General features: G+C 52.0%; 20 protein-coding genes and 1 pseudogene. 1 reads left to right on the top strand and 20 read right to left on the bottom strand.

Going from position 1 to position 14,182, the window contains the following annotated elements; all coding sequences use genetic code 11:
• Positions 1–40: 40 nt before the first annotated feature.
• From nadD to ORD20_RS11270, 9 genes and pseudogenes are all read right to left on the bottom strand, one after another.
• A complete protein-coding gene (nadD, locus tag ORD20_RS11310) occupies positions 41–664 on the bottom strand; it encodes a nicotinate-nucleotide adenylyltransferase (RefSeq protein WP_173677060.1) in 624 nt (207 codons plus the stop codon).
• Between the two features lie 78 nt (positions 665–742).
• Positions 743–1,270 carry a DUF1967 domain-containing protein gene (locus ORD20_RS11305; protein ID WP_430626184.1) on the bottom strand — a complete coding sequence of 176 codons (528 nt, stop codon included), beginning with the start codon at positions 1,268–1,270 and terminating at the stop codon, positions 743–745.
• 8 nt (positions 1,271–1,278) lie between these two features.
• A complete protein-coding gene (locus ORD20_RS11300; RefSeq protein ID WP_430626183.1) occupies positions 1,279–1,851 on the bottom strand; it encodes a Spo0B domain-containing protein in 573 nt (190 codons plus the stop codon).
• Positions 1,841–2,119, bottom strand: coding sequence for a 50S ribosomal protein L27 (rpmA, locus tag ORD20_RS11295; protein ID WP_103374336.1), 279 nt, complete (start codon positions 2,117–2,119; stop codon positions 1,841–1,843). Before rpmA ends, ORD20_RS11300 begins: the two co-directional genes overlap by 11 nt.
• Positions 2,120–2,145: 26 nt before the next feature.
• Entirely contained in the window at positions 2,146–2,463 is a 318-nt protein-coding gene (locus ORD20_RS11290; protein ID WP_103374337.1) for a ribosomal-processing cysteine protease Prp, read from the bottom strand.
• 8 nt (positions 2,464–2,471) lie between these two features.
• Positions 2,472–2,792, bottom strand: a complete 321-nt coding sequence (rplU, locus tag ORD20_RS11285) for a 50S ribosomal protein L21 (protein WP_103374338.1) — start codon at positions 2,790–2,792, stop codon at positions 2,472–2,474.
• Between the two features lie 70 nt (positions 2,793–2,862).
• Positions 2,863–4,582: pseudogene (locus tag ORD20_RS11280) on the bottom strand (Rne/Rng family ribonuclease).
• Positions 4,583–4,693: 111 nt separating this feature from the next.
• Positions 4,694–5,554: a site-2 protease family protein gene (locus ORD20_RS11275; RefSeq protein ID WP_103374340.1), complete on the bottom strand. Its 861-nt coding sequence runs from the start codon at positions 5,552–5,554 to the stop codon at positions 4,694–4,696.
• A 14-nt stretch (positions 5,555–5,568) separates the two neighbouring features.
• Entirely contained in the window at positions 5,569–6,153 is a 585-nt protein-coding gene (locus ORD20_RS11270) for a hypothetical protein (RefSeq protein WP_103374341.1), read from the bottom strand.
• Between the two features lie 284 nt (positions 6,154–6,437).
• On the opposite strand from ORD20_RS11270, the gene ORD20_RS11265 reads away from it, so the two are divergent.
• Positions 6,438–6,698, top strand: a complete 261-nt coding sequence (locus tag ORD20_RS11265) for a hypothetical protein (protein WP_146038968.1) — start codon at positions 6,438–6,440, stop codon at positions 6,696–6,698.
• Between the two features lie 37 nt (positions 6,699–6,735).
• Here the strand turns inward: ORD20_RS11265 and ORD20_RS11260 are convergent, their stop codons facing one another.
• The 11 genes from ORD20_RS11260 to ORD20_RS11210 form a co-directional block, all read right to left on the bottom strand.
• The gene (locus tag ORD20_RS11260; RefSeq protein ID WP_103374343.1) at positions 6,736–6,930 is read right to left on the bottom strand and encodes a hypothetical protein; all 195 of its coding nucleotides are present in this window, start codon (positions 6,928–6,930) and stop codon (positions 6,736–6,738) included.
• Positions 6,931–6,954: 24 nt separating this feature from the next.
• Positions 6,955–8,133: a rod shape-determining protein RodA gene (gene rodA, locus ORD20_RS11255; RefSeq protein ID WP_103374344.1), complete on the bottom strand. Its 1,179-nt coding sequence runs from the start codon at positions 8,131–8,133 to the stop codon at positions 6,955–6,957.
• An 85-nt stretch (positions 8,134–8,218) separates the two neighbouring features.
• A complete protein-coding gene (gene minE, locus ORD20_RS11250) occupies positions 8,219–8,485 on the bottom strand; it encodes a cell division topological specificity factor MinE (RefSeq protein ID WP_103374345.1) in 267 nt (88 codons plus the stop codon).
• Between the two features lie 17 nt (positions 8,486–8,502).
• Complete coding sequence (gene minD / locus ORD20_RS11245; RefSeq protein WP_103374346.1) at positions 8,503–9,300, bottom strand: septum site-determining protein MinD; 798 nt, start codon at positions 9,298–9,300, stop codon at positions 8,503–8,505.
• Positions 9,301–9,316: 16 nt separating this feature from the next.
• The gene (gene minC, locus ORD20_RS11240; RefSeq protein WP_242968268.1) at positions 9,317–9,904 is read right to left on the bottom strand and encodes a septum site-determining protein MinC; all 588 of its coding nucleotides are present in this window, start codon (positions 9,902–9,904) and stop codon (positions 9,317–9,319) included.
• 185 nt (positions 9,905–10,089) lie between these two features.
• Positions 10,090–10,611, bottom strand: coding sequence for a rod shape-determining protein MreD (mreD, locus tag ORD20_RS11235; RefSeq protein ID WP_103374347.1), 522 nt, complete (start codon positions 10,609–10,611; stop codon positions 10,090–10,092).
• Positions 10,611–11,480, bottom strand: a complete 870-nt coding sequence (mreC, locus tag ORD20_RS11230; protein ID WP_103374348.1) for a rod shape-determining protein MreC — start codon at positions 11,478–11,480, stop codon at positions 10,611–10,613. Before mreC ends, mreD begins: the two co-directional genes overlap by 1 nt.
• Before the next feature lie 23 nt (positions 11,481–11,503).
• Positions 11,504–12,532 carry a rod shape-determining protein gene (locus tag ORD20_RS11225; RefSeq protein WP_103374349.1) on the bottom strand — a complete coding sequence of 343 codons (1,029 nt, stop codon included), beginning with the start codon at positions 12,530–12,532 and terminating at the stop codon, positions 11,504–11,506.
• 17 nt (positions 12,533–12,549) lie between these two features.
• Complete coding sequence (gene radC, locus ORD20_RS11220) at positions 12,550–13,221, bottom strand: RadC family protein (RefSeq protein ID WP_103374350.1); 672 nt, start codon at positions 13,219–13,221, stop codon at positions 12,550–12,552.
• Positions 13,218–13,799: a Maf family protein gene (locus ORD20_RS11215; RefSeq protein WP_103374351.1), complete on the bottom strand. Its 582-nt coding sequence runs from the start codon at positions 13,797–13,799 to the stop codon at positions 13,218–13,220. The genes radC and ORD20_RS11215 overlap by 4 nt, the downstream gene beginning before the upstream one ends.
• 3 nt (positions 13,800–13,802) lie before the next feature.
• Positions 13,803–14,063: a DUF4321 domain-containing protein gene (locus tag ORD20_RS11210; protein ID WP_103374361.1), complete on the bottom strand. Its 261-nt coding sequence runs from the start codon at positions 14,061–14,063 to the stop codon at positions 13,803–13,805.
• Positions 14,064–14,182: the final 119 nt, after the last annotated feature.

Here is a 14,182-nt window from a genome sequence, read left to right as displayed (position 1 = left end):
TTATGAACGCTTGGGCACGAAAACATGCGAGCGTCCATGGCTATGGAGCATGTTGATACAACTGATTTTTTTCAATATAGTGCTCCACTGCTTCAGGAACCAGATACTTAATCGAAAGCCCCAATCGCAAACGCTCACGCACTTGGCTCGACGAGATGGCTAAAGCGGGCACCTCCAATTGGTGAATGCGATCGACTTTCTCAGCCCCCAGCTCTGCCGCCACTGCATGGATCCGGGAGAGAGAATACCCTGGCCGACTAGCAGCAATGAGATGCGCATAACGAAAAATATCCTCCGGATAATGCCACGATGCGATTTCTAATATCGCATCGGCTCCGCTGATGAAGTACCAATCGACGGTCGAGTCCATCCGGTGGAAATAGGCAAGAGTGTCGCTCGTATACGACGGCCCCTGGCGATCGATTTCGACCCGGGAGAGCTCGAAGTGCATATTAGGCGCGATCGCGAGAAAGGTCATCAAGTATCGGTGCTCCGCACTGGCTAGCACCTCTGGCGGCTTATGCGGAGGTTGGCCAGAGGGGATAAAAATCACCCGATCCAAATGAAAAGCATCCCGAGCCGCTTCGGCGGTCACCAGGTGTCCGTAATGGATCGGGTTGAATGTTCCTCCCATGAGCCCAATGGCTCCCGTCTCTTTACCCATTTATAGTTAATTCGCGATCACTTAATTTTTTCCTGCCATATTTTAAGGATGTCGGAAAATTTCCTCCAAGGAATCCTCTCATTCTAAAACAAGTTCCCCTTCTCGCCAGTAAAATGTGCCCTCGCCGATTCGCACAGGCGTGTTATCTGCGACATGAGCGCGTCGTAGCATCCCCTCGAGTCCCCTGCGGCGCAGGTATTCTAAAAAGTACTCCTCCGCGTGAGGGTTGCCCCACAGGGTCATACTCGCGCGTTCCTCTATGTCTCCCACCACGCGAACGCCCTCTTTGTCGTCAAACTCCAATGAAAAGCCATGTACAACCGGCTTCAAAGCCGGTTCCACTGTTTGCACTTCCGGCTTGGGGGTTATATCTAAGACGCGCCGTACCTCCCACATCAACGCGTCGATCCCTGCTCCGGAAAGTGCCGAAATAGGCCAAACCACATGGGGCGAGACCGCCTCTTGTAATGCCCGCAGGCCCTCTTCACTGCCCTCCATATCCATTTTATTAGCAGCGATAATGACAGGGCGGGCGGCAAGTTCCGGGGAAAAGGCTTGCAATTCATGCGCGATGATGCGGTAATCATTAGCTGCGTTCCTATCCATTTGGGGGCTTACGTCCACCAAATGGACCAACACACGGGTCCGATTGAGATCACATGAAACCCTCGGCGAAAGAACGTCACGGTGATGACGCCTTGTGCATAGGGGATAATCGAGCGCAATACGGCGCTCAACTTCCATAACATCCAGTAGGATCCCCCGCTTTTGTGCGCCTGGACCCACCGAATTTCAGCCCCCGACGCTTCTGCTAACGCTTCCAGAGCCATCATCTTGTATACCCACCGTAAGGGCAACCCTTGAAACACGCCCGGTTGGACGCTAGACATCGCATGATCCGCCAGATAGCGTTCGGCCCGAGACACTTTTTCCAGTTCGAGCCAACCACTGATGATTTGCAAATGATTCGCATAGCGGTGCCGGTAGCGGCGAATCATTTCCACGGCTTGTGCTTGGTCGGCCACCCGGACTGTGCTGGCTGTGTAAGCTGCAAAGAGCAGCAAAAAGACAACGCGCCAAAAGTGAGGGCTTAAATAGCTTCCCACTCCTAGCGCGATAAATATGGCCAACCGCAACACCACCGCAGAGAGCCGACTGGCACGCTTGGTTAGCGCATTACGCTTCATTAACGGGCAGAACCCGGATTTCACGCCGATCGTGCCCGCGGTTCACGAATGCTACAGTGCCATCAATCTTGGCGAATAAGGTGTAATCTCGGCCCATTCCAACATTGAGCCCCGGACGAAATTTGGTTCCCCGTTGGCGAACGATAATGCTACCGGCCGTGACTAATTGTCCTTGATGGCGCTTGACACCAAGCATTTTCGGCTTGGAATCCCGCCCGTTACGGGAACTTCCGCCCCCTTTTTTGTGTGCAAAGAGTTGTAAACGCATGTTATTCCCTCCTCTTCAGAATCCAATTAGGTCATTTCGCGATACCGTACGAAATCCGGCGCGGTATCGGCTAAATCCTTAAATCCCAGACAAAAGGTTTCCAATATGGACCGCGAACTCTCTGAAAGCTTGTCAGTAATGTGAAGGTCGAGAACTCCATCATCCAAACGATATTCTATGGGGGTACGCTCAACGCGCGTCAACCCCATGATAAGCGTCTCAGAGAGCGCAGAGGCTGCGGCACAGACAATATCCTTGCCGTATGGGGCTTGGCCCGCATGCCCTGTGACCCGCAGACGATGCACTGAACCTTGGGAGTCACGCTCTACGACAATTTTTATCATCGAGCCGATTAAACGGTGGCGTCAATACGATCAATCCGCACACGCGTCAAATACTGACGATGGCCCTGGCGTCGGCGATAATTGCTCTTGGCTTTATATTTAAAGACAAGAATCTTTTCCCCACGCTCTTGACGCACTACTGTCCCCACCGCCGTTGCTCCATTAACGTAAGGCTCACCCACAATCGGTTGGCCATTGTCGTCAACAACCATTAATAACCGATCGAATGTGTATTCATTGCCCTCATCCACCGGCAGTTTCTCTATCAGCAATTCCTGTCCAGGCGACACTCGGTACTGCTTGCCTCCTGTCTCAATGACCGCGTACACAAAAATCCCCCTATTCCATGAATCACCGTGGCATTAATCCAATGTATGTTACCACGAATCGCAATGACCGTCAAACCTCCGCTCGAGGCATTGGTAAGGCAGGTTCTTTTACCGCCGGCAATGTGTTGTCTTCATCATCAAGAATCTTAGCAGTGGCAAATGTTCGCAGCGCACGCAGGATTTCGACCGAAACCGTTTCTCCTACCCGCGTTCCCGCAGCCTCAATATCCACAACATACCCATCGAGACGGGAAATTCCATCGCGTGCATTGCTGGCATGGCGCTCTTGCACCACCAGTTCGAGACGCTGACCTTCGTGAACCGGCAACGCCGCACTCTCCACTTCCTGTCGCGTCCCAATCTTTGGAAACTTCCTTTAACCGCTCCACAATACGCTGTCGCAAGCGCCGAGCAATCACTTCTTCCGACAACACTTGTCCTCGGCCGTCACATTGGGGACAAACGCGTGTCAGTTGGTTTAACAACGACTCGCGCACTTTCTTGCGCGTCATTTCCAACAACCCAAGGCGCGTAAGCCCTAAGACCGTGACGCGGGTGCGGTCATGGCGTAAAGCTCGCTGAAAGGTTTTCAGCACTTCGACTTGGTCTTCTTCATTTTCCATATCAATGAAATCAATAACAATAATTCCACTGATATCGCGCAGACGCAATTGCCGGGCAATTTCCACAGCGGCTTCCCGGTTTGTCGCCAGCACGGTGTCGGATAAGTCAGTCGAACCAACGTTCTTTCCCGTATTGACATCAATGACTGTCAATGCTTCCGTTTCATCAATGACTAAATATCCGCCACATTTCAACCATACCCGCCTCTTGACAGCCCGGTCAAGTTCCGCTTCCACCCCGCGCAATTCAAATAGTGGAACCCCTCCATTATCGAGTTCAATCCGGTTTTTCAAGCCCGGCGAGATGGTTTCTGCTATTTCCCGAGCACGGTAATAGGCTTGTTCATCATCAATGACAAACCGATCCACCGACTCATCGAGATGGTCCCGGATGGTACGAGCAATAAGGCTTGCCTCCCGGTGTAATAAAGCAGGCGCTTTGGTCGTGCGGGCTTTGTGCCGTATCCGAGCCCACATGCGCCGCAAATACGCTAAATCGCGAATCAACGCCTTCTGAGAAGCCCCTTCAGCCACCGTCCGCACAATCAGTCCCATGCCTTTGGGTCGGATCTTTTCGGCAATCGCCCGCAGGCGTTCCCGTTCGCGTTCAGAGTCGATGCGCCGCGAAACCCCTACAGTCTCTGAATAGGGCGTAAAGACTAAATAACGTCCCGGTAAACTAATGTTAGTTGTTACGCGCGCCCCTTTATTTCCTATAGATTCTTTAACGACTTGCACAACGACTTCTTGACCGACCTTCAGCACTTCTTGGATAGGACGCGATTTGCGGTGATCACGTTCTTCCGCATGGGCATCATCCACATACAAAAATCCGTTTTTTTCAAGGCCGAGGTTGACAAAAGCCGCCCGCATACCCGGCAGCACATTTTCGACGCGACCTTTGTAAATATTCCCCGCTGACTGTTCTTCATCATCCCGCTCGATATAAAATTCGACGAGTTGCCCCGCCTCTAAAATTGCCAGTCGACTTTCATGTGGCTCATAATTCACCAGTAATTCCTTAAACAATTTTGGTTCCGGCACCAGAGGGGCGCTCTCATGTTCTATGGAGGCGGCCCCTGGGGATTCGGCGCCAGGTTCCGTATTAGCCGCTCCAGCAGATTCTGCAGGAAGAATCCCCCAACGGCGACGCTTGCGCCGTGTCATGAATGGACCCCTTTCTGAAACAGTGAAAAATACGCTCAAACTTTTGGGCAAAATTTTGACTGTCCTGGATAGTATCGCCTCTCTTCTATCATACCACGACAGGAATCACGATCAACGCATCGTCAGTAATTCCTGTAAGGCAATGGACGGCCCCCATTCTTCAAGACCCTTTAAGAGATCTTCCTCATATAGGATGCCCATTTTCTTGAGATCTGGTGACAACACGACGACGCGATGATACTTCATGGGCCGCATCACCCGGAGTACCTCTCCCAGTGAAGTCTCACAGTGTACAGCAAAATCATCCAAGGCCCACACCGGCCTTTTTTTGAGCCAAGACGGCCTAATCGCTAAATCCCGCACAATTAAATAAGCCGCCGGACGAGGAGAATGCTGGGCTCCCCAATAGATAAACACCGCGAAGATCCCTAAACTCAAAAGCGGTTTGGGCGTAAGAAACGAGAAAATTGTCACCACAAACAAAAAGCGCGCAAGCCATAATCCCGCTTCGACCACGATCCGTTCGGCCTGTTCATAACCCATTCGCCTGGCCAAATACAACCTGGCTAAATGGCCTCCGTCGAGGGGTGCGGCGGGAAGTAAATTGAGAAACCCCAAGCCTAAATTCATTTCGATAAACAGATGCAGCCACGATGGGCTAACCGGAAGCCACCGTGCGAGCCCCCATGCCGCTGATGCCAGAAAAAAATTCTGCAAGGGTCCTACGACAGCGATCATCGCTTCTACGTACGGTTCTTGCTGCGCGATGCCGGAAATGCGCGCAATACCACCAAATGGCCAAAGTTCAATACGTTCCACCGTACACCCATAGCTCTCCGCAACAATGGCGTGAGTTAGTTCATGCAGCGTAATAACAAAAAATGCCAAGGCCATGCGAATGCCTTGGCCTCCAATCAGGTAGAGAACAACCAGACCGATAAACCAGGGATTAATGGAGATTTTTCGCCACATCGGGGCCCACCTCCTTAGGGGCGAGCCCACGTGGTTCCAAAGTATTGTGGTAGCAAGGGATTGACCGGCAATCCATCAATCTGAACAGCAATGGCTAAATGTCTGCCTACCCGCCCTAATACGGTTCCCAAGCTCACCTTTTGTCCTCGATGTACCGCCATGTGCTGGACACCTTGCAACACCACAAGTATCTTGCCCACGCTGAGCTCCAAAGAAGGGGCCGTGTGAATCACGGTGGCTCGTGCAAATCCCTGCACAACTTGTCCTGGAGTAGTTTGCAATGTCACTTGAGCGTCAAACTGTTGGTGATGCCATCCAAAAGACTCAACCAGATGCGCGTGGGACACCGGATGAGCCCAGACCTGGTGCGTCAAAGGTCTCACGGTATGTCGTGTGCTGGGAATTGGCAACCGCAATCCCACGTTTTTCGGTATATGCCACGTCGACGTAACCCATTGTCGTTCCACTGTAAGCACATGGTCCCGGACCCTTTGAGGCAGCACGTGAGTCGCATAAACGCCTGAAACTAAAAGACCCGCGATCACCCAGCGGCCCCACCAGGTCGAACGCCGTTTCACCATCAAGGCTCTCTCTTCCATGGCGATCTCTCCTTTTCGCACACTCCCCTATCCATCTTATGGCAGGCTAGTCCCGTTCAGACCGCGCCTAAACGGATTTGATCAAGTTCTCACACGGGTGCTATGATCAAGGGGTCACAGAAGACGATGCCAGTCAACTTTCCCCAGCCCGAAAGGGCGGAGCATGGGAATATAAAGCTAGGTTGACGAGGAAGCACGGGTCGAAGCAGCTATGGCCATGGGCGGCATCTCTTCGCACAGAAAGGAGGAAGCGGCGCTTTCCGCACCGCTATAGACTAATGAAAGTGGCACCGTGGGAAGCATTAGCGCTGGCTTTAGCCTTCGTATTTGTCGGTTCCTACCTCCAGAAGAAAGCCTTTGTGGTTTGGCAGATGCCCCGTTATCTAGCTAAAAGCTGGGTCCGGTACTCCCTAATGATCGTGACAATCATCATTTTAGGATTTCCGTCGGTCACGGGATATTGGTGGATGGCCCCAATTTATGGAACCGCGATTGGATTTTTAGGAGGAAAACAGGCCGATTGGGAAACGGCCTGTAAGGATTAGAATACCGCGCAAGATTATACACGAGAGGCTTCCCGCGTTATTTTTCTTTGTGCGGAGAAGCCTCTTTCCGTTTACGCCCAGTGGGGCGTTTGAATTTGTTCTCGAGTTGCGTCAGCCGCTGTTCAATCCGTGATAACAACGCAAATACGGCCAATAACACGGCTCCGTCAACGGCGAGCAACACAACAACCCATGTCGTGGCCGTCATCGCGGTATTTTTCTCTCCCCTCAAATAAAGGGCCTCTTCACCCCGGCTCTAAGAACTTTTCCCCATCACCACGCGGGTGCTGGCATTGGCTGTATTGGCATAGGACAACGGCCTGCGGCGAAGATAGACATTAAGCAAGATGCCAACCCCTACCGAGTCCGCAAGCAGCGCAGAGCCTCCATAACTCATAAACGGTAAAGGCACCCCCGCGACCGGCATAATCCCCGATACCATTCCCGCGCTTTCAATCACGTGAAAAGCAAACATGGATACGACTCCGGACGCCAAAAGCATTCCATAACGGTCCTTGGCATGCACCGCAATAAACAATCCCCGGGCTAACAACAACAAATACACGGCGAGCAGCGCCATAGAGCCAACAAATCCAACTTCTTCAGCAATCACCGCAAAGATAAAGTCCGTATAAGATTCCGGTAGAAAGCTTAGTTGATTCGAATGCGCGGTAAATATCCCCGTGCCCAAGAGTCCACCACTTCCTACAGCAATCCGCGACTGAATCACATTGAAACCCGCTCCTAAAGGATCTTTGTTAGGATTAAGAAAGATAATCAGTCGGTCTAACTGATATTGGTGCATCGGGATCCACACATGAAAACGGTAATGGATATAAATCCACAAAATCACCGCGAGCAGTCCGCCTGGGAAGATAATTAGCAGTTTCCACCATGATGCGCCTGCCATCAGCAGCATTCCCGCCGCAATCGCCACAAAGACCAAGGCTGTGCCTAAGTCTGGCTGTTTAAGAATCAGCAACATCGGCAACAACAAAAGCAAGCCAGGGGACACTAAATCGCGCCACCGCTTTAACTGCGGCTTCTTGTCTAAGTGTGTAGCAAACGCTACCACTACAGCGACTTTGGCAAATTCGGAAGGCTGTAATTGAAAGGGACCAATTTGAATCCAGCGTTGGGCTCCCAAAGCAGAGTGGCCTTTAATCAGTACAAATGCCAACAATGCCACGGCAATCCAGTATAGGTAGGGACTCAGTTGCCGAAATCGCTCATAGGGATACCATGCTACGATGGTCATCGTCACCAATCCCAACCCAATCCATATCATTTGGCGATGGACATAATAGAGTTGGGCGGACGCAGGCAACAGAGGCTTAGTCGCACTGCCAATAACAAAGAGGCTTAAGCCCGAAATCAACAAGACGATTGCGATGACCAGATAGTCAATATTCTTCCAAACGGATCCGGAACGCATACAGCTCGACCTCTTTCCATCATAGTCCTTTTAGTATATAAGACCTGACGGCAGAGGTCGAGGACATGCAATTTGCTGTATCCGATTAGACAGAGTGTCGCTTGACGTTACGAATTGGGATATTGGCCACCAACGCCATGGCATCATCATGGCGAGAGAAATCCACCCGAAATCCCTCATCATCAATATCCATGTACTCTGATATGACTTTCAGCAAATCGTTTTTCAAGTTCTCCAAGGCTTGCGGCGACAAACTCGCACGGTCATGGACCAAGACCAGTCTGAGGCGTTCTTTGGCGACGTCCTTGCTTGCATCTTCCCTGCCGAAAACGCGCGCGAACAAATCAAACATTGAGCGTCCCCCCTTGCTCATGACTTAAACCCCATGAGCTTGCGCAGCCGGTTCAAAAACCCTGAGTCATCATCCAATTTCATCATGGGTACATTTTCTCCTTGCAAACGCCGGGTAATATTGCGGTACGCTTCCCCTGCTTTCGACTGGGGGTTAAGTACGGCAGGTTCCCCACGGTTGGTCGACACCACAATAAATTCGTCATCGGGCACAACCCCAAGCAATTCAATCGCTAAAATCTCGATCATATCATCGATATCCATCATGTCGCCTTTTTTTACCATGCTGGCACGGATGCGATTAATAATCAAGAAGGGTTTATGCTTTTCTTGGGCTTCCAGTAAACCAATAATGCGGTCCGCATCGCGAACTGAGGAAACTTCTGGTGTCGCAACGACTATCGCTTTATCCGCACCTGCCACCGCATTTTTGAATCCTTGTTCAATGCCGGCTGGCGAGTCGATGAGCACATAATCAAATTCCTCTTTCATGTGACTTACCAGTTCGTGCATCTGCTCGGGGGATACCGCTGTTTTGTCCCGTGTCTGGGCCGCTGGCAATAAATAGAGATTTTCAAACCGCTTGTCCTTAATCAATGCGTGTTTCAATTTCGCAAATCCTTCTACGACATCGACCAAATCGTAAACAATGCGGTTTTCCAGCCCCATAACCACGTCAAGATTTCTCAAACCAATATCTGCATCGATGAGCGCGACTTTCTGACCCGCCTTTGCTAACCCCGCCCCCAAATTGGCGGTTGTGGTCGTTTTACCAACGCCCCCTTTCCCCGATGTAATGACGATAGCTTCCCCCATAACCTACGGATCCCCCTTACCTAATGTTTCCCAGCATGCTGTGCTGCCACTGTTCAATGATGAGCTGGCCATCACGGACTTCCGCAAACTCTGGAAATGCCGGCAGCGTGGCATCTTCCGCATCGGGCGACCGGCCAATAAAATGTGCAATGCGAATTTGCGTCGGATTCAAGCGGAAAGCGGCCACCATCGCCTGATCATTGCCATCCGCGCCAGCATGTGCCATGCCACGTAGCCAACCCATGACAATAATATCGCCGCCCGCCCTTATTTCCGCCCCAGGATTCACATCACCGAGAATCACGACATTGCCGTAATACCGCACATTCTGGCCAGAACGTAATGTCTTGCGGATCAAAAGCGTCGGGTGGCGCCTAGCCTCATCCTCCCAGTCGCGGATACTGCGCCGTTCAAATTGCGGGTCGGCAAAAATCTTGACGACATCCGGCCCGGCACGCAGTGCACTGACTTCTTCTGCCTTGTCCCGGACAGGAGTTTCAGCGGCCTGTACGGGATGTTCGCGTATCAGGTCCCCAGATGCGTGAGCACTTGGGATGGGCTCCTGGACTTCCGCTGATACGTGTTTGGGTAAACGGCGCGCCAATGGTGTCCCTCCTCGATTTGACTCAGCACTTTACAGATTCTCTATCCGCTGCCAATATCCTGCCATTCTTCCCCCCTTGTCTCAAAGTTTTTATCCTGTTATTCAGTCAAACTGCTAGGAATACAGACAAAGACCGACGGCCTGTTTGCGAACAGATCGTCGGTCTTTGAAACATTGCGTCGAGATTACCAAGGTGGCGACACAGATCGATAACGAGTTCGCCTGTGGATACGGGTACGAAACCCTAATATGCCCCCTAAAGCCGGAGTAAACAACATGGAAAATAAAATCCAGACCGGGAGCGGACGAGAAAATACCAACCACGGAAAATGGTATCCAAACACATATAACAAAAGCCACTGAAACGGTGTTACTACCACCTGGCTTAGCGCCGCTAAGAGACCAGGGACAAAAATCGGGTCCCTGACGATTCGCTGTTGCACGAGGGCAATCGTATACCCTAGCAGTGCAAAGGTCAGCGCATTGAGCCCAATAAGGCGCCCGGCCCACAAATCTTGCATAAGCCCTCCAACCAATCCCGCCCACATGCCCCGGCGCGGAGTTTCGTAAAGGGCAATCAATACGGTCACCGACAGCACAGCATTAGGCGCATAGCCATTCGGAAAGATTTGGGGCAACAGCGCAACCTGCATTAATAATGCTAACAAATACAAGACGATCCACGTGCCCACCCGGAATCGCGCCATCAGCTTTGGCCTCCCCCGAAAATCGGCGGAATGCTCGTTCCTGAAGGATGGGACTCCACAACCATCACGGTTTGTAAGCGGTTGAAATCGACAGAGGGTTTGATAATCGCCGTCTCCGTCAACCCGAATTGATTTTTGGACACTGATAAGACTTGACCGACCAACAAGCCCTTGGGGTAATACTCACTAAGCCCTGACGTCGCCACAACATCGCCTGGCAACACATCCGGTTTATGGGAGAACAGTTGAAATTCCAAAAGACCTGTTACGGGATCCTGTCCAAGAACAACGCCCGTCGATTGAGACCGAACGTCTACGGCTCCCACACCACTTTTCGGATCGAGAATCAACATCACGGTGGCCGTATTCGGTGTAACAGCGACCACACGGCCTACAACCCCTTGAGGCACAATAACCGCCATGCCCGTTTGCACCCCACTGCGGCTTCCTTGATCAATCACGGCGGTGTTAAACCAGCTATCGGGGTTGCGGGCGATAATAATCGCTGGCTGTAAATGCCACGATCCTAGATTCTTTTTGAGCCCTACCATACCGCGCAACTGACCATTTTCGGCCAAAACCTCTGCCAGTTCCAGTTTCATCGAATTGTACTCCAGCAGCTTGCGCTTGAGTTCTTGGTTCTGCTGCTGCAAGGTAAAGAGATCGCCGACACTGCTGATGGCTGTTCCCGTTTCCTTGCCTAAGAACGCCATACTGGATTCCGCAGGGGATACCACCGTATTAATGATGTTGCTAAGACCAATGACAGTACCGCGAATACGGGCGGTCAAACTCAAACTGACCGTGACAACCATGATCACCAAGACGGTAATCAGAAGACGCCGCCACCGGTACAAGAATCCGCCCACGCTTACGTCCCTCCTCTTTCCAATTAACGGCGATTGCGGCGACGCAAAGCTTCAAGGTGATGGGCGTCTTCCAAGACCATTCCAGTTCCCCGCACAACCGTCAAGAGCGGCTCGTCCGCCTGATGAACAGGCATGCCCGTTTCCGAACTGACCAGCTTATCAAAATCTCTCAGCAATGATCCTCCACCCGTCATGACAATCCCGCGGTCCATGATATCCGCCGCCAATTCCGGGGGTGATTTTTCTAACGTGGCTTTAATCGCATCCACAATCGTATTGACTGTTTCACTAAGCGCGCGCTGAATTTCCGTTGAGTTGATCTTAAGGGTTTTAGGCAATCCTGTTACTAAATCTCGCCCACGCACATCCATGCTTTCTTCATGGTCAGGAGGATAAGCAGAGCCAATGGTAATCTTCACTTCCTCAGCTGTCCGTTCACCGATCATCATGTTGTAGGTCCGCTTGATGTGATTGACAATCGCGTCGTCCATCTCATCTCCAGCAACACGAATCGATTGCGACGCCACAATCCCATCTAATGAGATAATCGCTACTTCACAGGTTCCCCCGCCAATGTCCACAATCATATTTCCGGTGGGCTCTGCGACGGGCAACCCTGCACCAATAGCTGCCGCCATCGGTTCTTCAACCACTAACGCCTCACGGGCACCAGCTTGTACCGCCGCATCTTTCACCGCTCGCTCTTCAACCCCGGTTACGCCAGAGGGTACGCCAATAACCACGGTCGGATGCGTCATCCGTGAATTATTGGACGCTTTCTTGATAAAATACTTAAGCATAGCCTGCGTGGTATCAAAATCCGCAATAACGCCATCTTTCAGGGGCCGAACCGCGCGAATGTTTCCCGGCGTACGACCCACCATCTGTTTGGCTTCTTGGCCAACGGCGATAATTTCGGCCGTTAACGTATCAATCGCCACGACGGACGGTTCTTGAAGCACAATGCCCTTACCCTTCACATAAACCACCGTATTCGCCGTTCCCAAATCAATGCCCATATCTTTAGAAAATGACCCAAAAAAACTTCTCATGGGTGAAAATATCCCCCTTAGTTCAGCTCCGTGGTTTTTCCTTGATGCACACTGGCATGACGCCCTTTGCCAACAATAATATGATCTAAGACTGGTATCCCCATCAGATCGCCCGCCTCCTCTAACCGACGAGTCAAGCCTAAGTCGGCCCGGGATGGGGTAGGGTCCCCGCTGGGATGGTTGTGCACAACAATCACGGACGCAGCCGATCGGCCCACCGCCCGTCGAAACACTTCACGGGGAAACACCTCCACGCTGTCGAGGCCCCCTTGAAATACGGTTTCGACCGCCAACACTTGGTTTTTGGTCGTCAGGAGAAGGACGCGAAATTCTTCTTGACTAAGTCGCATCATATCTTCTACCAGTAGCACAACATCGTCAGGCCCCTCAATCCGGTGTTGCAAATCCGCTTTTCTCAGCCTACTCCCCACTTCCAATGCTGCTAACAAAAGAGCCACCTTGGCCTCCCCTAACCCTTTAATCTGCAGCAGTTCAGAAGCGCGGCGACGGCTTAAGCCTGTCCAACCCTCTTTGAGCAAGTTCTGACTGAGCTCCAGCACACTTTGACCCAACGAGCCCGTTCCCAGCAAAACCGCTAGTAATTCCCGGTCCCCCAAGACACCCGCGCCGTGCCGCAATAATCGCTCGCGCGGCCGTTCTTCAACAGGTAAATCCCGCACACGTGTCATCGGCCTTCAGACCTCGCAATATGCTGAAGCAACGTCTGCAACGCAGCCGTTGGCAATCCAATAACGGTTTCTTTGTCCCCCACCAGCCTGGTGACCCACTCGCCAGCACGACCTTGAATGGCATAGGCCCCCGCCTTGTCTAAAGGCTCGCCTGTGTGAACGTACGTGAGAATCTCGTCCTGAGTTAGCGTCCGAAACGTCACCCGCGCCGCAGCCACCCGCACCAAGCCACGCTCTTTAGCCCCATCCCATACGGCTAGGGCCGTGTAGACGTCATGAGAATTGCCGGACAACTGAGCTAACATCGCTGCAGCTCGTTGCTCGGTTCCTGGCTTGCCTAGGACAGCATCCCCCTGAACCACAATGGTATCGGCACCAATGACCGTCCTCGTAGGATAACGTTTGGCGACGGTCAACGCTTTTGAGACAGCCAGCCGCCGTACCAATGCCTGAGGAGACTCGCCACGTCGACGCGATTCGTCAATATCCGCTGGGTCGACAATAAAAGACAAGCCGATCTGCTGCATAAGCTCTCGACGCCGGGGTGATGACGACGCTAAAACATATTGGTCCGTCATGTGCTAAGATCCCCGCCTTTGGTACCACCATAGGCCGCCAATGATGCCAATGATTCCCCCGAGATTCAGTTGAAGCCAGATGCCGAACGATACCCCAAACACACCCAGATTCAATGTCCATGGGCCCGTCGGCGATCCCAGATCAAAGTAATCGTGGCCTAGAGGAGACCACAGAACCGACAGAAAATGGCCTAAAAGCGAGCCGACAATTCCTCCAATGACCACGTATAAAATGGCCACGCCTACTGAATTTCGCCCTTTCATGACAAACCAAACTCCTTTGGCGGGGTCTGCCACCACAGGGACCCATCTTCTTCATCGACACAAACTGCGACCTTGTTCAGCATACCATTCGCAACGACGTCACGGCAATCATCGAAAAA

Source organism: Sulfobacillus thermotolerans (assembly GCF_039623705.1).
Classification (GTDB): domain Bacteria; phylum Bacillota; class Sulfobacillia; order Sulfobacillales; family Sulfobacillaceae; genus Sulfobacillus; species Sulfobacillus thermotolerans.
Note: the sequence above shows the minus strand (reverse complement) of the source record. Positions and strands in the feature narration are given on the sequence as shown.